This window comes from Vicinamibacterales bacterium (assembly GCA_036504215.1).
Classification (GTDB): domain Bacteria; phylum Acidobacteriota; class Vicinamibacteria; order Vicinamibacterales; family Fen-181; genus FEN-299.
On the sequence record DASXVO010000085.1, the window covers coordinates 43,458 to 63,926 of the forward strand.

Here is a 20,469-nt window from a genome sequence, read left to right on the forward strand (position 1 = left end):
GACATCCATGCGCTCTCATGGAGCCCGCCCCGTTGGGCGCTCGACACGCCGCCCGCTCGCGGTCCTCGCTGGAGAACGCCCCGCACTGGGCCAGGGGCTGACACCGAGGCTGACCGGGCACCGGCCGCCGAGCGTCTACGTGTCCAGCACCTCTCGCAGCCTCCGCCTCAGGTCGTCGGCGGTGAATGGCTTCCCGATGAACGCGATCCCCGGGTCGAGCACACCGTGGTGCACGATCGCGTTTGCCGTGTACCCGGACATGAAGAGCACCTTGAGTCCAGGAGAGGTCGCGCACAGACGGTCAGCCAGTTGCCTCCCGCTGATCTCCGGCATCACGACATCGGTGAGGAGGGCGTCGATCGGCCCGGGCGCCCGGCCCACCACGGCAAGTGCTTCGCTCGCGTTCGCAGCCGTGAGCACGGTATACCCGCTGTGCTCGAGAATCCGCTGCACGAGGCCCCGCACCTGCGGCTCGTCTTCGACGACGAGGATCGTCTCGGTTCCGCCGCTGCTCTGCGTAGGCGTCGATGGCCGCGGGGCGGACGGCGTTCCAGCCGTGCCGGGGAAGTAGACCTTGAACGTGCTGCCCTTGCCGGGCTCGCTGTAGACCCACACGTGGCCGCCGTTCTGTTTCACGATGCCATAGACGGTGGACAGCCCGAGGCCCGTCCCCTTGCCCGGGGTCTTCGTCGTGAAGAACGGCTCGAAGATCTGGGCTTGTGTCTCGGCATCCATGCCACACCCGGTGTCAGCCACCGACAGCATCACGTGGCGGCCCGGCACGACACCGACGTGCTCGCCGGCATAGTGGTCGTCGAGCTCGACATTGGTCGTCTCAATCGTGAGCTTCCCACCGTCCGGCATCGCATCGCGGGCGTTGACGACGAGGTTGACGAGCACCTGTTCGATCTGGCCGCGATCGATCACGACGGGTTGGACGGCATCCGCACACACGGTCACGAGGTCGATGTCCTCGCCGATCAGCCGCCGGAGCATCGGATCGATGCGCCGGACGATCTCGTTCACGTCGAGCACTTCCGGTTGGCGCACCTGTCTCCGGCTGAACGCGAGCAGCTGTGCCGTCAGCCGCGTTGCTCGATCGCCGGCTTCGCGGACGGCCGTCAGGTATCCCCGGGCGGGGTGTGAGTCCGTCAGGTCGTCGGCGGCCAGGTCGGCGCAGTTGTTGATGATCGTCAGCAGGTTGTTGAAATCGTGCGCGATTCCGCCGGCGAGTTGGCCGATGGCCTCCATCTTCTGCGACTGCTGGAGCTGGTGCTCGAGACGGCGCCGCTCGGTGACATCGTTGATCACCACCATCCGGGCGTCCCGGTCCCCGAAGCGGACGCGCTGGCCCGTGACCTCCACGTCGATGAGGGCGCCGCCCTTCGTCTTGTGTCGGACGAGATCGGTGCGGGGCGCCGTGTCCGGCCCGATGACGCTCACGATCTCGTGCAGCCGTTCGACGTCCTCCGGCGGACGGATGTCCCGCAGGTCCATGCGCGCGAACTCGTCCCTCGTATAGCCGTACTGCTGGCAGGCGGCCGCGTTGACCGCCAGGAACTCCAGCGTCGCGAGGTCGAAGACCCACATCGGGAACGGGCTGTTCTCAAACAGTGCGCGGTAGTACGCTTCACTCTCGTTGAGCGCGCGCTGGGCATCGACTCGCTCGCTGATATCGCGGGCGAAGATCACGGTGCCGGACTGCCCTTCGTACAGAATCGGCGCGGCCGAGAGTTCCACGGGCACCGGCGTCCCATCCAGCCGAAGACACGTCTCCTCGACGAGGGGCATCGCCTGCCGATCGTCGCCCGGAGTGAGGATCTGGTCCTGCACGCGAACCCGGTCGAGTGGAGGGATCCGCTCGATCACCGGCTGCGTCACCAGCTCCGCGGCGGTCGCGGCGCCGAACAGTCGTTGGGCGGCTGGGTTCAGGTACGCGAATCGGCCATTGGTCTGAACGAACACCGCTTCGCCAGCGTGCTCGATGAGGGTTCGAAAGCGGCTCTCGGAGTCGTACAGCGCGCGGTAGACGTTCCGCTGGCGCCGCCGCGAGAGGTACCCGAGCGCCGTGCCGGCCAGCAGGACCCCAAGCGTCACGAGTGCCACCGTCACCCGCGTGCTCTGGCGTGATTCGGCGAGCACCTCGTCGAGATCCGCCTTGACGATCATGAACCACGGCGATCCCGGGACCGGACGGATGTCGGCGAGCACCGGGATCCCACGGTAGTCCACGCCTTCGAATCGGCCCACGGTTCCGAGCGTGGCTCGAACCGCCGGTCGTTCACCCGCCTCGACCGGGATTCGGAACCTCAGCGCCGTGTTCCGCCGATGCCGCAGCTCGTTCAGGAAGAGGACCGCGCCATTGTCGCGACGCACCAGCGACGACTCGGCCGTTCGACTCACTGTCGGCCAGGTGTTCAGGACGGCATACAGGCTCAGCCGGGGATCCGACCTGGTGACGAGGGCGGCCATCACGCCGCCTGTGCTGTCGATCAGCGGAGCCACCGCGTCCAGGCGTGGGTCGGCGCACGTCGCGCAACGAAAGAAATCGCTCAACACGGCGCGCCGGGAGGCGACGGCCTCCTCGACGACCGCCCGCAGCGGGGCTTCCCCCGGCGTCGGCTCGCCGCGCGCCGACATCAGCACTGCGCCGTCCCTGGAGACGATGAGGACGTCGGCGTAGCCGAGATCGCGCTGCGTTACCGTGAGGTATCGCTGCACGGCTGCTCGCAGGCTGCTGTCGTCGCGGGCCCGAAGCCACCGATCGACGGTCGATGCGAAGAGCGGCCAGTCCGCGAGCACTCGGACGCCAGCCACGCGCTCGGCACGCCACGCCACGATCTGCTCGACCTTCAGGCGTCCGATCGTGGTGAGTTCGTTGTATCGGGCGGCGAGGACCTCGCGCTCCTGGAATCGGCTGAACTGCCAGCCTCCAACGGCGAGCGCCATCGCAACGACCCCGAACACGAACCAGGGCCATCGCTCCGACTGGAGCGGGGCGGCCTCGGCCATATCGCACGCTCCAGGGGCAGCATGGTTGGACCGGCGGCGAATCGAAAGGCCTGCGCTCCTCGCACGGGACGAAGAACGCAGGGTTGACGCAATCGTAGCCGAGCAATGCTACGTTGACAAGCCACATGGGGACCGAGTCGGTGACGGTCCCGAACCCGGCCTGCCGGGCTTCCGGCTGCCCGGCAACCTCATCGAGGCTCAGCACGAATCGCGCCGTCTCACCCTTGCACTTCGCGTCGACGTCACCACACAATCGAGTACTGTGGTCTCGAGACCAAGGAGGTCGAGATGGCGAAAGCGAAGAGTGCAGTTCCCGAAGGGTACCACACGGTCACGCCGCAGCTGACGCTCGACAACGCCGTGCAGGCCCTCGATTGGTACAAGAAGGCCCTGGGCGCGGAGGAAGTGGCGCGTGCCGTCGGCCCCGATGGGAAGATCATGCACGCGGAGGTGCGCATCGGCGATTCGCGCATCATGGTGAACGACGCGATGATGGGTGGAAAGGGACCCAAGGCGATGGGCGGGTCGCCGGCCTCGCTCTGGATCTACGTGGAGGACTGCGACTCGCTGTTCAACCGCGCCGTCGCAGCCGGCGCGCAGGTTGTTGGCGGGCCCATGGGGGCCGTGGGCGATCAGTTCTGGGGCGATCGCTGCGGGACGTTCACCGACCCGCACGGATACCGCTGGACGATCGCGACGCACAAGGAAGACCTCTCGCCCCAGGAGATGGAGCAGCGGCAGGCGGAGTGGATGAAACAGTTTGCGCGGCAGACCCAAGGCTAGATATCTTCCAGGCGCCAGAGCGTGACGAATGAAGCGAGTTCGGCGGATTGAGGCGAAGCTTCACTGGTCGCCGGCCGCAGGTCTCGTGGACCGTCGTGCGGGATCTCGCCAGCCGGGGATCCCGCGCGAAGTCAACCGGCATTCCCGAGTGATTCGGCTCTCCCCTTCGACTCAGTGGTGTTGACCGACGTCTCGCGCAGGGGACGCCCGTTTCAGAGAGTGCGCAGGGCGCGAAGCATCGTCAGTACAAGCGAGCTCAGGGTCTATCGACGGAACTGGTACGCGATCTTCAGGAAGAACCCGTCGCTCATCCGCTCGAGGTGGTTCGCGAGCGGGTTCAGGCGATCGGCCGCCAGCGAACTGCCGTAGCCGAAGAAGGCGACCGTGCCGGGCGTCGGTTTGTACGACGCGAGCCAGTCGAGGCGCAGGCCTGTCCTCGATTGCGCGGCCGGGGACGCACCGTCGACGACGAGCGGCACGCCGTCAGCGGCGTCGATCAGGATCGCCTGCCGCTGCGACTGGTACTCGGCGACCATGCGGAAGAATACCGACCGCAGCACCTGGTATTCGACCTTGAACCGCGGAATCACCGTTCGCGCGAACTCGCTGCCGTCCCGCTCCCGCGCGATTCTCGAATACGTCGCCGTCGCCTCCATCCGAAGCGCCCCGGTGGGGCGCGCGCTCACTGTGGCGCTCAGGCGCGTTTCACGTCCGCCGGCGCCTTCCTTGAAAACAGCGACCGGCCCACGCTGCGCGTCGAGCTGAGCGTTGAAGGTCCGGAAGATTGGTGTCTTGAACGTGATGCTCGGCGTCACGCCGGACACACGGTCGTTCGGGCGGTAAGCGATCGCCTGATCGTCGCCGGCCACGCGGTACGCGGCAAACGCCTCGGGCTCGAATCGCCAGGACACCCGCTTCACCGTCGCGTTTGCGTTCCAGCCGCCGCGCCACTGCGATTGCACGGTGAACTGGTCGGTGCCCTCGAGCGGTCCCCGGTCGAACGAGTCGTATCGCCAGATCCGCGTGACGTTGACGCGGGGCGAAACGGTCTCCAGCCGCGAGCCGCGTGCGCCGTACCATGAGTACCGGTTGGAGACACGCGCCTCGACGACGTTGTTCCTCGGCACGTACCCGGCGGCGGCCTCGAATCCCGGCCCCGTGCCGGTCACCTTGTAGTTGAAACCGAAGGCGCGCCCGGTGCGATCCCATTCGAGCATCCACAGCGGCGCCCCGTGAGTCCCGGTCGCGTCGGCGGTCCAGGATCTCCCGGCTTGCGCCTGGACGTAGTACACACGCTTGAAGATCACGCGGGTGTCGGCGGCAACCACCCGGCTGTAGGCGCCGCCGGCGGTCCGGTCGGTGAAGGTCAGACCGACGGTTGAGTTCGGTCCGACGTCGTGCCGGAGGCGGGCGACGTTGAACAGGGCGCCGCCGCTGTCCTCCTTTTCCTTCACGGCGAGGTACGCGATGTTCAGCCCTCCGAGCTTGCCGGTCACCTTGCCCCCGGCAATCGGGTTGACAATCTTTCGGCTGTACACCAACTGGTTCGGCGCGGCGAACAGTTCAATGCCTTCGAGGAAGAAGGGACGCTTTTCCGCGAAGAACAGCGCAAACCGCTCGTTCACGGTCACCTGGCTCGCGTCCGATTCGACCTGGCTGAAGTCCGGGTTCACGGTCGCATCGAGCGTCACGTTGGTTGTGGAGAACCGTAGATTGACCCCGGGATTGATGTCCGCGTTGCCCCGCACGAGCGGTGACGCGACGTCACCGCGGGATCCGTTCACGGCCGTCGTCAGGACCGGCTGAATCTCGGTCACGACGCCGCGCTGCATGTCGTGCAGGCCGTCGATGCCGCCTGCCTGCGCCAGGAAACTCTCGCCAGCCCGGCGGGCATCGGTCCACGTGTCGAGATAGCCGGTCCGCTGCACGGTCCGCAGGACGTTGAGACCCCATCGCTGTGGCCCGTTGCCGGAATAGCGCAGGCTCTTGAACGGGATGCGCAGCTCAACCACGTACCCGTCCTCGGTGATACGGCCCTTCGAATCGAACTGGTAGTCCGGGTTCTTGTCGGTCGCCCCACCGGCCTGGCGGAGCGCTCCGCCGTCCTGTTTCAAGTTGCCCGCGTTGAAGCCGGCCTCGCTCAGCACGCCGTCCTGCTGAATGCCGTACGGGTTCACGGTGAAGAAGAATGCGCGACGGTGGTCGTTGAACGTATCGAGGTAGACCGTGACGGTGTCCTCGGAGTCGAGGTTGTCGCGGTCGGCCACCGTCGCCCGGATGGACGACGGGTCCCGGTCATGCGCGACGATCCCGACGTGCAGCGCCGTCGGCGAGTACCAGACGAGGACCTCGGTCTGTTCCTCGGCCGGACGCCCGTCAACGGGCTGATACTGCGAGAAGCCGCCCAGCCTTGCGGCCCGCGACCAGACGGCCTCGTCCAGCCGACCGTCCACCTGCACCGCAGCTTCGATGCGGGGAATGGTTACCGTGGGCGCGCCGCGTCCGTCGATGACTGCTGGCGCGCGCGGGCCGGCGTTCGCCTGCGAGTCGGCGGTCGGCGGGAGTGAGGGCGCGGATTGGGTCAACTGCAGCAGGAATAGAAGCGATATGAACACGTGATGGTCCCCGGATCTGCCGGCACGACGTCAACGAGCGATTGTTCACCAGATCGAGGGCTGCAAAACTGCGAAGCGGAGTATAGCCGACTCCGGCCCGGGCCAGGCGGTCGCCGAGGGCGGCGCACACACCGGTCTGGCGCGGCCGCGTGTACTCCACTCAGGGTGATGTGACGATCCGGGCGGCTCCCTCGTGCTTCGCCAGGACGGCCGAAGGCCGCCAGCCGCATGGCGCAAGCCGGACTGCCGCAAGGTGGTTAGTTCGCACCGTCGAGGACGGTGCGGAGCGCGCGAGCCAGGCTGTGAGGCGTAAACGGCTTCCAAAGAAATGGCGCGCTCACCGAGGGCGGCAGGGCGTGACCTGACATGAACAGCACCTTGATGGCGGGACGCAACTGCCTGATCCGATCGACCAGGTCCAGCCCCGACAGCGCAGGCATCGCAACGTCGGCTAGTACGAGGTCAATACTCTGAAGGTGCTCGTGCGCCAGCGCCAGCGCTTGAGCGCCATCGGCCGCGCCCAGCACACGATAGCCCTGTGCCAGCAGGCCTTCGACGGCCAGTTGAAGGACGAACGGGTCGTCTTCGGCGACCAACACCGTTTCCGACCCTCTGATCGTCGCCGTCTCGGCGTGTTCCGCCGACTGCTCGCCGGCGTCGCTCGTGCATGGGAAGTAGAGTTCGAACTGCGTCCCCCGGCCGGGCTCGCTGTCAACCCAGATGTAGCCCCCGCTCTGCTTGACGATGCCGTAGACGGTGGCAAGCCCGAGGCCGGTACCTTCACCCTCTGGCTTGGTTGTGAAGAAGGGCTCGAAGATGCGTGCCTGCGTCCCCTGATCCATGCCGCAACCGGTGTCGGCCACAGCGACGACGACATACGATCCGGCGGCGACTCGTGCGCCTCCGCGGACGATGGGGTCTGGCACGGTGACCTGGCGAGTGGTCATCGTCAGGCGCCCGCCCTCCGGCATCGCATCGCGGGCGTTCACCGCCAGGTTCATCAGCACCTGCGTCAGCTGACTCGGGTCCGCCGTGATCCGGCCGACGCGCGGATCCAGGACCACGTCAAGCGCGATACCGGAGCCGATGAGGCGCTGCAACAGCGACCCGAGTTTGGCCACGGCCTCGTTCGGATCCAACACCACCGGCTGGAGAACCTGGCGTCGGCTGAACGCGAGCAACTGGCGCACGAGCTGGCTGGCCTGATCCGTTGCCTCCATGATGTGCCGAACGTTCTGGGCCTGCGGGTGATTGGCGCCGAGGCCGTCGAGCGCGATGTCGGAGAATCCCACGATGGCAGTCAGCAGATTGTTGAAATCGTGTGCCACGCCTCCGGCCAGGCGCCCGATGGCCTCCATCTTCTGACCCTGACGAAGCTGTTCTTCCAGCCGGCGGCGATCGGTAATGTCGCGCACGACCGTGTGGAACCCGGTCACGCGACCGTCCGAGACCGCGAGGCCGGTTCGCACATCCGCCACGATTGTCGAGCCGTCTGCACCACGGAGATTGACTTCGAGCGCGACCGCTCCTCCGGGACCGGTCGCAAGCAGCTTTCTCCTGGCTTCGATAACCTGCTGGTGGCTTTCTGGGAGGACGAATTCGACACTGCGCCGGCCGATCATCGACTCCGCGACGTAGCCACCGAGACGCGGCCCGGCACCATTGATAGAGACAATGCGGCCCTCGAGGTCGTCGTTCAGGATGACGTCGCTCGACAACTCGCACAGGTGCTGATACCGGCGCTCACTCTCGTGCAGGGCGCGCACGGCCCGTCGGTGCCCATCGATGAACCAGATGGTCGGCAGCGAGATGAGAGCGGCGCCGACAGACTCGATCGGTCTGACCGGCGGGTCGAGCATCCACGTCGTGGCGATCAGGCCCAAGAGGGCCATGAGCAGTCCCGGCTCCCGGCCGCCATAGAGCGTGAGCAGCCCGCCCACGATCATGAACGGCGCGAACGGAAGTCGGCCGACGAGCAGCGGAAACGCGTGAGAAGCCCCCCATGCAACCAGCGCCCCTGCCACCGCCAGCGAGAGGCTCAGCCATCGCCGACGATGCCATTCACGCACAGCGCCGTTGTACATGTGGTTCCCAGAGCCAGTGCCGCCGATCGGAACAATCGCAGATAACTTCTGACCGTGGGACGATACGGCGAGAATGGGCAGCAGATCAAGCCCGGCCGGAATTCACCGTGCAAACCTCGGGGGCGTGCCCGCGTTCGGGCGACCAACAACGACCGAAGAGTTTTCACACGTGGAACCGCAGCCGCAGTGGTCGAGGCGGCCTGGCTGAGGTTGACGCAATCGCGGCGGGCCGCGTAGCCTGTGAGTGATGGTCGCCCCTCGGCCCCCCGAGGCGACCGCGAACGGCCCCCCACGAAAACGCATCACGGCCACCAACAGGCAGCGGGCGTGTCGAGCGCTCGTCCGCTGGTGTTGCACCTCGCCCCACGCGCGAGTCCTGCCCATGGTGTTGGTGCGCTGACGTGCTCCCCCTCGAATCCAGCCGCGTAGATCGCGGGAGGACCGATGCGTCAGGTCTGTTTGATTCCCGTCGCCACGATCCTGGTCGCCGCCATCTTCTCTGCGTGCAGTTCGGCGCCGGTCTCGCCCACCCCTGCCGCCTCGACGACGTCCCTCGTCACCACCACGCCGACATCATCGACGGCGACCGGACGAACCGTGGACGCCCTCACGGGCGCGCCCCTCCCGTCGGTCACCGTGAGCCTGGACGACGGCGTGTCGGCAACGACGGGTGCGGATGGCACATTCCATCTCACGGCGTCGGAGGCCGGCCCGTGCAGCGTCACCGTCTCCGGTCAGGGCGTGGTCCAACATGAGACCGAGATCAGGATGCCGGCGGCGAACACCTCGCTGTCCCTGATTCCGTCGCACTTCGACATGGCGACGTTCGACCAGATGATGCGGAGCGGCGGCGCGCTCCACCGGTGGACGACGGCGCCCTCGCTGGTCATCATCGACGCCGTCTTGCGGTTCACGGCGGTCTCGGATTCGACCTTCTCAGCGCTCGACGAACGCCTGACGGCCGGGGAGCGCGCATCGATCGCCGCGGACCTCGGGTGGGGGCTGTCCCAGGTGACCGGCAACACGTTCGCGACGTTCGCCTCGGTGACGGTCGAATCGCCGTCGCCGGGCGCGACAGTCGATCTCTTCTCGCGCGAAGACCGCATTGTCGTCGCCCGGTTCCGTGGGCTGTCCCAAGGGACCGGATACTGGGGGTACGGCAGATACGCGCTCCGCGGCAACGACGTGGTGGCCGGGGCCATCATGCTCGACCGCGACTTCGACGCGGCTCACAGCCCGTACATGCGGTCACTGCGCGTTCACGAGATGGGGCACGCCCTGGGCTACTGCCACGTGACGGGCCGCCAGTCGTTCATGAACGCGACCGCAATCTATGAACCGAACGACTTCGACCGCGATGCCAGCCGCATCGCATTCCAGCGGCCTCCCGGCAACCAGCCGCCGGACCGCGACCCGGCGGGGTCGCGGCTGGGCATCCGCGCCGGCGCCATAACGTGGGGCACGATCACGCCCTGATTTGCCTCGACGCCTCCTGCTCTCAGCAGTGAGGACCGCTGCACGGCGGGGCCGTCCCGTTCGCGCCGTTGATGACGCCGACCTCCGTCGGGTGCATCACGCAGTAGTAGTGGGCGCCATCGGTCTTCAGCACCGTCGGCCCGCTCAGCGACTCCAGGTCGATCACTCCCGTGTCGAATGACCCGTCGGTGCTCACGATGCGGTGGGTGCTCCCGGGATCCGAGTTGACCCAGATTACCGTCGAGCCCGGGCCGGCAGAAGCCGGACTCGGATCGAACGACGCGTTCTGGCTCCCTCCCAGGATGACGATCTGGACGGAGACCGCGCTGCCCCCGCCGCCGCCCAGCACGGAGGGCGTTGGACTGGCCGGCACGGACGAACTGGCGCAACCGTAGACGACACCTGCGATCAGCACGACCGCAGCAAGGGTTCTTGTCCGCATACTGTCGTTCTCCTTCTCGACCGATTCCCCGGTTCGGCCTGTGTGCTGGCGACGGTTGCAGCAAGGGTGCCAACGATTCGAAGCTGAAGAACTGAGGGATTTGCCTCAGTGCCCCCAACGTCGGGCGCCGCCCTGTCGAACGGCGAAGATCGCCGTCGAATTGCGAAAATCGAACGTGCGTGCTGTCGAGGCGGCGGCACGCATTCCCAACGGCGTGACGGTCAGGATCCCGACCCGGTTCTCACGCAGCGTGAACCCCGTAACGGAGAACGTCAGGCGGAGCGTGCAGCCGGTGCATCGCCGGACGACGGCCGACATCCCCGCGAGACGAGGGGATGGAACCGCGCGGGCCTCGACAGACGCGTGCGAAACCGCTTGACGTGCGTGAGACGGCCGTCATAATGAACGCCTGGGGCGCGGCTGTGCTGGCACCGATGTGTCCGAGACTCGCGGTCTGTCACCGCCCGCCACCGGCTCGGCACGCCCTCTGACCTGCCCCTTGATATCGGCGCCATTTCCCAGGAGAACAGCCTTGCGACACATTCGACGCGTCAGCGCGCTTGCGTGCGTGCTCGTCGCCTCCTTCGTGACACTCGCCGCGGCGCAGTCGATTCCGACGCCGTCCGACTTCCTGAAAGTCACCGTCGGAGGCGACGGCGTGCTCATCAGCTACGACCAGGCGGTCGCCTACTGGAAGGCCGTGGCTGAGAAGAGCGAGCGCATCAAGGTCCAGGAGCTCGGTCAGACTTCGATGGGGCTCCCCTACGTCGTTGCCATCGTCACGTCGCCCGAGAACCACAAGAAGCTGGACTACTACCGGGACCTCAACGACCGGCTCTACGACCCGCGAAAGACCACTCCGGCGCAGGCCAAGACGCTGATTGCGGAGGGGAAGACGATCGTCGCCATTCAGATGGCGATCCACGCCACTGAAGTCGGTGCGGCACAGATGTCGCCGGAGCTGGCGTACCGCTTCGCCACCGACAACTCGCCCTGGATGAGAGACGTGCTCGACAAGACCATCATCGTGCTCTCGCCGTCGCACAATCCGGACGGGATGAACATGGTGGCGGAGTGGAACAGGAAGGTGGCAGGCAGCAAGCTGGACCCGTCCACCCTGCCGTTCCTCTACCACAAGTACGTCGGCCACGACGACAACCGCGATTGGTACATGTTCACGCAGAAGGAGAGCCAGATCAGCGTGGAGAAGATCTGGAACCACTGGCACCCGCAGATCAGCTACGACCTCCACCAGATGGGCTCGAACGCGGCGCGCATCTTCGCACCGCCCTACGTCGACCCGTGGGATTCGAATGTCGATCCGATCGTGCGCGCCAACGTCACCTGGCTCGGCGGCGCCATGGCCAACCGGATCATCGGGGCGGGTAAAGAGGGGGTCGCGGTGCAGGCGATCTACGACGCCTGGACCCCGGCGCGCGGCTATGTGAACTACCACGGCGGCGTCAGGATGCTGACCGAAGCCGCCAGCGTGAAGCTCGCCAACCCGGTCGAGGTGACGTTCGATCAGTTGGCGCGAGGCATCGGCTACGACGCGAAGACCGTGTCGTGGAATTTCCCGCAACCGTGGCGCGGGGGCACCTGGCGGCTGCGCGACATCATGGACTACGAGCATCTCGCCATCGACGGCGTGCTCGAACACGCGGCGCGAAACCGCGAGCAGTGGCTGTCGAACTTCTACCGCGTCAACGCGAACGCCGTCGGCCGGAAGGACCCGGAGAGCGGCAGGCAGAAGCCGTATGCCATCGTGATCCCCGCGGATCAGAAGGACCAGGCCAGCACGTTCAAGATGCTCTGGGCGCTCCAGTTCGGAGACGTCGAGATCTCGCGCGCGAAGGCGGCGTTCACCGCCGGCGGCAGGCAGTATCCGGCCGGCTCGCACGTGATCCTGATGGCGCAGCCGGCCAGTTCCTACGCCAAGACGCTCACCGAGATCCAGCACTATCCCGACCTCCGCCAGTACCCCGGCGGTCCGCCGCAGCGCCCGTACGACGTGACGGCCTACACCATGCCGCTCATGATGGGCGTCGAGACGGTCACCGTGCAGGAGCCCTTCCAGGCCGACCTCGATCTCGTGAAGGAACGGATCGCGCTGCCGTCGGGCCGCGTGGCCGGCGTGCCGGTCGCCAGGGCGAAGGCGTACCTCTTCAAGCACGACAACGGCGGCATCATGGCGCTGACCCGGCTCGCGAAGCTCGGCGTGCGCGTGGAGTGGAGCACGGTGGCGTTCACCTCGGGCGGCGTGCAGTACCCGACGGGCACGATGGTCGTGCCGCTCGCGGGCCAGCCGAAGACGATGAAGGCCACCCAGGTGCACCAGGCGGTGGCGGCGGCGGCCAAGGCGTGCCCCGTTGAGTTCGTGGCGATCGCCGACAAGGTGCTGCCGGCTGGCAGGGCCGTGAGGATGCCGCGTGTCGCGATGTACAAGTCGTACGTCGCGTCGATGGATGAAGGATGGACCCGCTGGCTCTTCGAGCAATGGGAGGTCCCGTTCACCTCGCTCGAGAACAAGGACGTCCGGGCCGGAGCGCTGCGCGCGAAGTACGACGTGGTCGTGCTCCCGCAGCAGAGCGCGCCGAGCATGATCAACGGACACCGGCCGGGTGCGGTTCCGGATGAGTACGCCGGCGGTCTGGGAAAGGAAGGGGTGGCCGCGCTCAAGGAGTTCACCGAGGCGGGAGGCACGTTGATCGCGCTCGACGCGGCCAGCATGCTGCCGATCGAACAGTTCGGCCTGCCCGTGAAGAACGTGCTGGCCGACACCCGGGGCAACCATGAGGCGCTCGGACCGGACTCGGCGACCTTCTATGGTCCCGGCTCGATCTTGAAGGCCGTGGTGGACGTGAACAGCCCGATCGCCTACGGTGCGGAACCCGATGGCATGATCTGGTTCGAGCAGAGCCCCGCGTTCGCAGTCTCCGGCAATGCAAAGACGATCGTGAGCTATCCGCCGCAGGGTTCGGTGCTGCTGAGCGGATGGCTGCTCGGCGGCGAGAAACTGAACGGCCGTTCGGCGGTCGTCGAAGCGCCGCTCGGCAAGGGTCGTGTGGTGCTCTTCGGTTTCCGGCCCCAGTACCGGGCGCAGACCTGGTCGACCTTCAAATACCTGTTCAACTCGCTCTACTACGCGACGATGGACGAGGCGACGTCGACGGTGAGAAAGAAGTAGGCGTATCCGTGGGGCGCCGTCAGCAGTGTCCGGCTGCGGCGGCGCCCTCACTGAGCGGGACTTCCGTCCTCTGCGTCAGCGGTTGTCCGGCCGAGTGGCCTCTCTGGAAGCGTCGAACCGGGCCAGGCACTCGGGGCAGATGCCGTGGCTGAAGGTCGCCTCCGAGTGGTCGCGGACGTAGACCTCGATCTGTTCCCAGTAGCCGCCGTCGTTGCGGACCTTCTTGCACCAGGCACAGATCGGCAGCAGCCCGCGCAGCGTATTGACGTCAGCCAGGGCACGGTTCACGCGCTGCTGGAGTTCCTCTTCGAGGCGCCGATGCTGGCGCAGTCGCCACCTGAGGCCGCCGGTCACCACGCCCACGGCGCCCAGCACGACGGCAAAACCAAACCACGCGGTCTGATAGACGAACGGCTCGACGTTGACCTCGAACGGCGCGGAGGCCTCGCTCCATGTCATGCCGTCGGCCGATGCCGCGATCTGGAACCGGTAGTTGCCGTGGGGAAGGCTGGGATAGAACGCTTCACGCTGGGTTCCCGCATACACCCAGTCGCCCGAGAGTCCATCCATCCGCCACCGGAACCGGATCCGGTCGGCATCGAGCAGCGTCTTCGCCGTGTAGCGGATCGTGAGCGTGCCCGCGCCAGGGGGAAGCCGCACCGCTTGACCGGGATCCCGTGTGATGCCGTTCGCCGTCACTTCCTCCAGTCGAACCATCGGCGCGCTGGCCGGCGCCGGGATGTTCGACGGGTCAACGACGACAAGTCCTCTGTAACTGGGAAGCCACAAGCGTCCTCGAGAATCGACAGCGCCCGAGGGGGACTGACCTCCCGCGAACGTCGTGCTCCGGAGCGCGTCGGACGCTCCGTAGGCCACCGACGTCACCTTGCCGATGCGCCCGTCCGCGAAACTGTCGAGCTGATTCCGAGAGACGCGAAAGAAGCCCCGGTTGCACGTCATCCAGAGGTTGCCCGCGCGATCCTCGAGAATCGTCTCCGCGAAGCCATCCCAGAGTCCGTCCGACGTGCGGATCGTGACGAGTCGGTCATCACGCAGGCGGGTAATCCCGCCGCCGCCGGTGCCGACCCAGAGGCTGCCGCGGGCGTCTTCGTGAAACGCCATGACCTTGTTCGACGCGAGGCCGTCCTTGGTCGTCAGGGCGCGGAACGCTCCGCCTCGAAGCCGAACGAGCCCGTCGCCGGCCGTTCCGAACCAGAGCGTCCCGGCGTGATCCTCGAACATCGAGACGACTCCGTCGAGCGGTACCCCTGGGGCGGTGACCGCGACGATGCGGTGCCCGTCGAATCGGCCGAGGCCCGTCATCGTCCCGACCCAGAGCGTTCCGGCGCGATCCTGATAGACGGCGCGGACGTCGGCGCCCGGAAGGCCCTCCGCGATTCCGTACACCGTGATCCGTCCTTTGTTCAGCCGGGCGAGCCCTGAGGTGTAGGTCCCGATCCAGAGGGAGCCGTCCCGGTCCTCGCAGAGCGACGACGCCTCATCGCTCGGCAGGCCGTCCTTCGTGCGTATCGTGGTGACGGTGTTCCCCTCGATCCGATTCACGCCGCCGCCGGCGGTCGCCACCCATGTCGCGCCGTCGCGCGTGTGGAGCACGGCGCGGGTGTTGTTGTTCGAGAGGCCCTCGGGTACCCCGAAGACGAGGAAGCGCCGGTCGCGCAGGCGGTTCAGCCCGCCCACCCACGTTCCCACCCACAGGCTGCCCTCGCGGTCCGCATAGAGCGACCACACCTGGTCTGCCGAGAGACCTCCGGCCGACGAGAGGGAGGAGAAGCGTCCGGCGCTCATCCGGCAGATTCCCGCACCCCACGTCCCGATCCAGAGCGTCCCCTGCGCGTCGAGCGCGAGAGCCGCGAGTTGGTTGCTGGGAAGGCCGTCGGCCACGGTGTATGTCGTGACCCTGCCGTGATACACGCGTGCGAGGCCGGCGCCCGCCGTCGCCGCCCAGACCCCGCCCTCGGCGTCTGACAGCACGGCGCGGACTTCGGCGTGCGGAAACCCGGTGCTGGATTGAAGCGTCTCGAAGCGGCCGCCCGAATATGACACGAGTCCCCCACCCGTCGTGCCGATCCAGAGCGTGCCGTCGCGGTCGAAGGCGACCGAGCGCAACTTGTCGGTGGGCAGGCCGTCGGCCTTTCGGAACACCCGGGTTGCGCCCTTTGCCCAACGGACCAGGCCGTTGTTGGTCGCAGCCCACACGGCCCCGTCCTTCGCCTGGCAGAAGGACCACACCGCCGACCCGGCGGTCACTTCTTCACCGAACGCGATCCGGAAACGTCCGTCCTTGTGGATGACGGCGGCGCCTGACCGCCCAATCCAGAGGTTTCCCTCTGCGTCCTGCATCATGCCGAGCACCGAACCCGAGCCGAGTGCAGGGACCGTGCGGGCATCGAACACCGTGAAGCGGACGCCGTCGAAGCGGGCGAGGCCGTCGAGCGTCCCCACCCAGAGGTAGCCGTCCCTCGTCTCGGTGATCGCCTGGACGGTGCTCTGCGGCAGGCCCTGTTCGGTCTGCCAGCGATCGTTCTGATACTGCGTGAGCGCACGCGTGGGGTTGAGGGCTTCGGCGGGCAGCGCGGCGACGGTCAACCCGAAGAGCAGCATCGCGACGGGCCCCACGCCCGCGGTCGCGCGGCGCTTCTTCCCCCGATGTCCGAACGCACGCCAGCTCAGCATGTACATTTGCGTGGATTTTACCTGATGACGGCCGGTGTCATCACCGGCTTGTGTCGGGCCATGCGCGCCTGGCCGTGCCAGCCGCGTGGCTCCGCCGGCGCCGCTCCGGCAAGGGCCGCGACCCGGGTCGGCGGCGACATCTACTTGTCCCGATCCAGCCACGTCGTCGCCGACGGGCCCGTCCCCGTCACGTGAAGGATCACCTCTCCATCCTTCGCCCACGTGAAGTGCGGTTGTTTCCGCGGCTCGGTGAAGACACTGCCGGGCGGCAACGCGGTCATCTTCGTCTCGTCGAACTTCCCGCCGTACCCGACGAGCAGCGTGCCGCTCATGACAAGGACGATTCGCTCCTCAGGGTGGAAGTGCGGCGGGATACGAAGACCGGCTGGCAGCCTGGTGCGGGCCGCGTACGGACCAGGCTTGTCGACATCGCCGACCACGCGGGCCTGGTAGGTGCCGTTGGGCATGGCCACGAAGTGCAGATCGGCCTGCCGCACCATGGTCAACTCGAGGGCGCGGTCCTGGGCGATGGCGAAGCCCGCGATGGCGGTCACCGCAATGGCCGCCGCGACCGAGACCGCGGCTCTTCTGCCAATCCGAGTGCTGTTCATGGCATCCTCCCTCGACTTCACTCCGAAGGACTGAACTGGATTTCAACTCTACCCTCAGAGCCTCTACCGCTTCAATGCGGGTGGCCGCCCGGGTACGAGCCCTGCGAGGCCGGAGACGACCAGATGTCCCCAACTGCACAGACGCTCGTCAGCGACCGCCCTGTTCGGTGTGATACCAGTGGCATCTTGCGATGGCGGGCGAGGGCGCGGTCGCCACCCACACGGTTCTCAGCTCGACCAGCGGCTGCCTCATCGTCAGCTCCTCGGAGTCGGAGGGACGGCGGCGGCGTAGGGGCCCACGCTCGAGGGAGGATTGGCCGCCAACCCCGCCGGCGCGACGAAGGGCGAGATTCGCGCCTCCAGACAGGCTACAATCCCTGAGCGGCGACCCGTACACCAGTTTCGTCCACATCCTTCCCGAAAGGGGGCGCGGGCATGGGTTTCCTCGACGCACTCCTCAAGCAAGGTCCCGCCATCGCGCAGATGGCGGCTGCCAATCCTCAGGTCGTCAAGGCGGCGCTGTCGCTCCTCAGCTCTCGCGACACCTCCGTCGGTGGCTCGGGCGGACTTGCCGGTCTGGTCGGAGCTTTCCAGCAGAAGGGACTCGGCGATATGGTGTCCTCCTGGATCTCGACCGGCCCGAATCCGCCGGTCACCGGTTCTCAACTCGAGCATGTCATGGGCGCGGACGCGCTGGGGCAGTTCGCACAGGCGGCTGGGGTCTCGCCGGCGTCCGCCGGCGGCGCGCTGGCGTCCGTGCTTCCCGGCCTGATCGATCACCTGACGCCGCAGGGCACGATGCCGCAGGGCAACGCCCTCGAAGACGCGATCGGATCGCTGCTCGGATCACTCGGCCGGTAATCCGTCGCCATTCGGCTCACTCGTCACAGGAGGTCAAGATGGCACTGGCTGACAAGTACGGAGACGTGCTCGGGCTCGCGCAACAACTGGGCGTGAAGAACGGCAACTGGAAGGAAGAGGGCGGAAAGATCCAGATGTGGGGGACGACCACCTACCAGCTCGAGGCGAACCTGCTCTGGGACAAGATCAAGGAGCACGCCGGCTGGGAGAGCGAAGTCGCGGCCGACATCAAGGCCGAGAACAGCGACATCTACGGTATCTACGAGGTGAAGTCGGGCGATACCCTGTCGAAGCTCGCAAAGAGCTTCCTGGGCGACGCCAACCGGTACATGGACATCTTCAATGCCAATACGGGCCAGTTGAAGGATCCGAATCAGATCCGGGTCGGCCAGAAGCTGACCATTCCCAACCGGTAGTCCCAACTCGCTCCTCGGGCCGCGCGCGCATCTGGTCGCGCGGCCCATTCCCTCGCCGTCTGCTCGTGCCCTGGCCTCGACCTCGAGGTGAGTGCCCCCGGCCGCGAATATTTGTATTGAAAGTCGACACGACGCGCATTTACCATAAAGAAATTGAAGACACACCGATGACATACCCTGTGCCCCGTCGAGGGCGACCCACGAAGTTCGGCCGCCCGGCGCAGGCCGTGACCATCACCCTCCCGGATGACATCGTGGCGGCGTTCAGGTCCGTGGATCCAGACCTGAGCCGCGCGATCGTGCGCCTGGCCGAGGCGTCCGGGTCGAAGATCGTGCCGCGCCGTCCGGTCGAGTTGTCCCACTACGGCCACAGCGCCGTGATCGTCCTCGAGCCGACGAAGATCCTCGAGCGGTTGCAGGGCGTGCAGCTCGTGCCGCTGCCCGATGGCCGGGCCCTGATCTCGCTCGACGAAGGCACCGGAGTCGCCGAGTTCGAAGTCCGGGTTCGCGATACGCTGGCCGCCGGGTCGGCGTCTCCTGACGAGCGGACCGCGCTCGAGGCCCTCGGCGACATCCTGAGAGAGGCTCGCCGCTCGCGCAGCGTTACCATCCGCCAGCGCAACATCATTGTCCTGGAGTCACAGAGCGCCAGGCACACCACGAAGACCGGGCGGGAGCCCGTGCGATCGAAGGAGAGATAGACACGTGAGATTAGTGAGCATCATTCCGGCCCTCATGGTCGTCGTGGCCGTGTCGGCGTGCAGCAACAGTTCGTCGACGCCGTCCACCCCGTCCACCCCGACGGCACCGACGACCCCGCCGACGCTGACCAAGCCCGCTCTGGACTCGCCCTCGGATGGCGCGCAACTCGACAACGTCCGGCCGACGCTGACCGTCGTGAACGGCACTTCTAACCAGTCCGGAACCAAGACGTACGAGTTCCAGGTGTCCGACAGTTCGAGCTTCTCGGCCAGGGCGGCTTTCGACGGTTTCTACGCGACGACCGTGAGCGGTACTGGCGTCGCCGAGGACCCCAGCGGCAAGACGACGTTCACCCCCACACAGGACCTCCAGCCCACCACGAAATACTACTGGCGGGCCCGGATGGTGCAGGGCACGACCAACTCCGACTGGTCCGATGTCCGGACGTTCAAGACGAAACTGGTTGGCTACAACAAGCCGGGCGCGCTCTACGATCCGCTCGTCAACAACGTAACGATCGGCACGATCGGCGGCTCCGGCAACATCACGTGGGTGCCCGGGCAGGGCATCCGGATGAACGACGAGCTCGCCTACGTCGTCTACGATCTGCCGCAGGTCTTCAGCAGCGGCGAGATGTCGGTCGAGGTTACCGGGCTCTCTCCCGGCGGCCAGCCTGGCAAGGCGAGGATCTTCTCGATGCTCGATCGGCTGGGGGCGATTGCGTCCTCGAGCAAGTACTCGTTCAACGTGCAATACCGCGGCGTCGGCGGCGTTCCCGACAACTGCATCACCTGGAAGGCCGTACTCGGCGACAACGACCACTCGGTGGAGGCATACGTCGACCGCTTTCAAATGGTCTTCACCCTCGACCCGTCGAAGGTGTACCTGTGGCAGGGGTTCTGGACGCCGACCTCGTTCAGGCTGGTTGTGAAAGAGGGCGGCACGACGGGCCCCGTGGTGTACGACCAAAAAGCGGACGCAACCCCGGGCACCAGCAACTGGAACCCGGGGAAGGTGTACGCGTTCATCGGGACCAACAACGGCGCCTTCGTGCGGAACGACGGCACGCGCGTGGGCATGACGGTCAGGAACCTCTGGGTGGGCAGCACGCCGCGGCCAGCGACGCTCGGCAGCGCCATCGACTTCCGGCGCTAGCCACAGCCGTCCGATCTCGCTGACTCCGTCGCGACGGCCAGTCGCGGCGGGTCAGCCGAGCCGGGTCAGCCGAGCCGGTGGGGATTCTCTCGTCGAGCCTCAGCTCCAGGTAATCTGATACTCGGTGTGGTGTGCGCCGCTTGCCATGGAGAGACCGATCGTGGCGCGTGGTGATTTCACGCCGGAGATCTCGAGCGCCCGTTCCATCCAACCCTTGATTCGATGTTCGACGATCGTGTGCGGCGTTTCGAACTCGGTGATGCGGAGGCGGATCGTCTTGTCGCCCTTCTCGACGACCTGCATCGCGCTCGGCTGATAGTAAGTCGGCATGATGGCACTCGCCCGCGAAACCAGTGAGTCCACAGACCCCAGCTTCACGAACACCTTGCCCCGGTCACCTGCTCCTCCGGAGTCGTGCCGGCCCGAACCAG

The 20,469-nt window shown here is 66.7% G+C and carries 14 protein-coding genes; 7 read left to right on the forward strand and 7 right to left on the reverse strand.

The genetic code is table 11. The features are described from left to right. Positions 1-135: 135 nt before the first annotated feature. Positions 136-3,012 carry a PAS domain S-box protein gene (locus VGK32_22600; GenBank protein ID HEY3384559.1) on the reverse strand — a complete coding sequence of 959 codons (2,877 nt, stop codon included), beginning with the start codon at positions 3,010-3,012 and terminating at the stop codon, positions 136-138. Positions 3,013-3,300: 288 nt separating this feature from the next. Here VGK32_22600 and VGK32_22605 point away from each other — a divergent pair, with 288 nt between their 5' ends. Further along, positions 3,301-3,795: a VOC family protein gene (locus tag VGK32_22605; protein HEY3384560.1), complete on the forward strand. Its 495-nt coding sequence runs from the start codon at positions 3,301-3,303 to the stop codon at positions 3,793-3,795. Between the two features lie 263 nt (positions 3,796-4,058). Here VGK32_22605 and VGK32_22610 read toward each other — a convergent pair whose 3' ends face one another. Together VGK32_22610 and VGK32_22615 are read right to left on the reverse strand one after the other, a co-directional pair. Continuing rightward, a complete protein-coding gene (locus VGK32_22610; GenBank protein ID HEY3384561.1) occupies positions 4,059-6,410 on the reverse strand; it encodes a DUF5916 domain-containing protein in 2,352 nt (783 codons plus the stop codon). A 257-nt stretch (positions 6,411-6,667) separates the two neighbouring features. Further along, positions 6,668-8,494, reverse strand: coding sequence for an ATP-binding protein (locus tag VGK32_22615; protein ID HEY3384562.1), 1,827 nt, complete (start codon positions 8,492-8,494; stop codon positions 6,668-6,670). 444 nt (positions 8,495-8,938) lie between these two features. Here VGK32_22615 and VGK32_22620 point away from each other — a divergent pair, with 444 nt between their 5' ends. Then, entirely contained in the window at positions 8,939-9,970 is a 1,032-nt protein-coding gene (locus VGK32_22620; protein HEY3384563.1) for a carboxypeptidase regulatory-like domain-containing protein, read from the forward strand. Between the two features lie 22 nt (positions 9,971-9,992). Here VGK32_22620 and VGK32_22625 read toward each other — a convergent pair whose 3' ends face one another. Further along, a complete protein-coding gene (locus VGK32_22625; GenBank protein ID HEY3384564.1) occupies positions 9,993-10,412 on the reverse strand; it encodes a hypothetical protein in 420 nt (139 codons plus the stop codon). A 532-nt stretch (positions 10,413-10,944) separates the two neighbouring features. Between VGK32_22625 and VGK32_22630 the strand changes: the two genes are divergently transcribed. Continuing rightward, entirely contained in the window at positions 10,945-13,599 is a 2,655-nt protein-coding gene (locus tag VGK32_22630; protein HEY3384565.1) for a M14 metallopeptidase family protein, read from the forward strand. A 75-nt stretch (positions 13,600-13,674) separates the two neighbouring features. On the opposite strand, the gene VGK32_22635 is transcribed toward VGK32_22630, so the two are convergent. Together VGK32_22635 and VGK32_22640 are read right to left on the reverse strand one after the other, a co-directional pair. Beyond that, positions 13,675-16,293 (reverse strand): two-component regulator propeller domain-containing protein, encoded by a 2,619-nt coding sequence (locus VGK32_22635; protein HEY3384566.1) that lies wholly within the window; start codon positions 16,291-16,293, stop codon positions 13,675-13,677. Positions 16,294-16,433: 140 nt separating this feature from the next. Further along, positions 16,434-16,904, reverse strand: coding sequence for a cupin domain-containing protein (locus tag VGK32_22640; protein HEY3384567.1), 471 nt, complete (start codon positions 16,902-16,904; stop codon positions 16,434-16,436). Between the two features lie 435 nt (positions 16,905-17,339). Between VGK32_22640 and VGK32_22645 the strand changes: the two genes are divergently transcribed. The 4 genes from VGK32_22645 to VGK32_22660 all read left to right on the forward strand — a co-directional run bounded on the left by VGK32_22645 (position 17,340) and on the right by VGK32_22660 (position 20,038). Beyond that, positions 17,340-17,765 carry a YidB family protein gene (locus tag VGK32_22645; protein ID HEY3384568.1) on the forward strand — a complete coding sequence of 142 codons (426 nt, stop codon included), beginning with the start codon at positions 17,340-17,342 and terminating at the stop codon, positions 17,763-17,765. Between the two features lie 38 nt (positions 17,766-17,803). Further along, positions 17,804-18,181: a LysM peptidoglycan-binding domain-containing protein gene (locus VGK32_22650; protein ID HEY3384569.1), complete on the forward strand. Its 378-nt coding sequence runs from the start codon at positions 17,804-17,806 to the stop codon at positions 18,179-18,181. A 167-nt stretch (positions 18,182-18,348) separates the two neighbouring features. Next, entirely contained in the window at positions 18,349-18,882 is a 534-nt protein-coding gene (locus tag VGK32_22655) for a hypothetical protein (GenBank protein ID HEY3384570.1), read from the forward strand. A 4-nt stretch (positions 18,883-18,886) separates the two neighbouring features. Beyond that, positions 18,887-20,038: a hypothetical protein gene (locus VGK32_22660; GenBank protein ID HEY3384571.1), complete on the forward strand. Its 1,152-nt coding sequence runs from the start codon at positions 18,887-18,889 to the stop codon at positions 20,036-20,038. Between the two features lie 99 nt (positions 20,039-20,137). Here VGK32_22660 and VGK32_22665 read toward each other — a convergent pair whose 3' ends face one another. Beyond that, positions 20,138-20,368 (reverse strand): hypothetical protein, encoded by a 231-nt coding sequence (locus VGK32_22665; protein HEY3384572.1) that lies wholly within the window; start codon positions 20,366-20,368, stop codon positions 20,138-20,140. Positions 20,369-20,469: the final 101 nt, after the last annotated feature.

Bases quoted from the DNA above. Each gene is read 5' to 3' on its own strand.
- VGK32_22615 (HEY3384562.1), bottom strand. From the start codon at position 8,494: ATGTACAACGGCGCTGTGCGTGAATGGCATCGTCGGCGATGGCTGAGC.
- VGK32_22635 (HEY3384566.1), bottom strand. From the start codon at position 16,293: ATGCTGAGCTGGCGTGCGTTCGGACATCGGGGGAAGAAGCGCCGCGCG.
- VGK32_22665 (HEY3384572.1), bottom strand. From the start codon at position 20,368: ATGCCGACTTACTATCAGCCGAGCGCGATGCAGGTCGTCGAGAAGGGC.
- VGK32_22600 (HEY3384559.1), bottom strand. From the start codon at position 3,012: ATGGCCGAGGCCGCCCCGCTCCAGTCGGAGCGATGGCCCTGGTTCGTG.
- VGK32_22650 (HEY3384569.1), top strand. From the start codon at position 17,804: ATGGCACTGGCTGACAAGTACGGAGACGTGCTCGGGCTCGCGCAACAA.
- VGK32_22655 (HEY3384570.1), top strand. From the start codon at position 18,349: ATGACATACCCTGTGCCCCGTCGAGGGCGACCCACGAAGTTCGGCCGC.
- VGK32_22625 (HEY3384564.1), bottom strand. From the start codon at position 10,412: ATGCGGACAAGAACCCTTGCTGCGGTCGTGCTGATCGCAGGTGTCGTC.
- VGK32_22620 (HEY3384563.1), top strand. From the start codon at position 8,939: ATGCGTCAGGTCTGTTTGATTCCCGTCGCCACGATCCTGGTCGCCGCC.
- VGK32_22640 (HEY3384567.1), bottom strand. From the start codon at position 16,904: ATGAACAGCACTCGGATTGGCAGAAGAGCCGCGGTCTCGGTCGCGGCG.
- VGK32_22605 (HEY3384560.1), top strand. From the start codon at position 3,301: ATGGCGAAAGCGAAGAGTGCAGTTCCCGAAGGGTACCACACGGTCACG.
- VGK32_22645 (HEY3384568.1), top strand. From the start codon at position 17,340: ATGGGTTTCCTCGACGCACTCCTCAAGCAAGGTCCCGCCATCGCGCAG.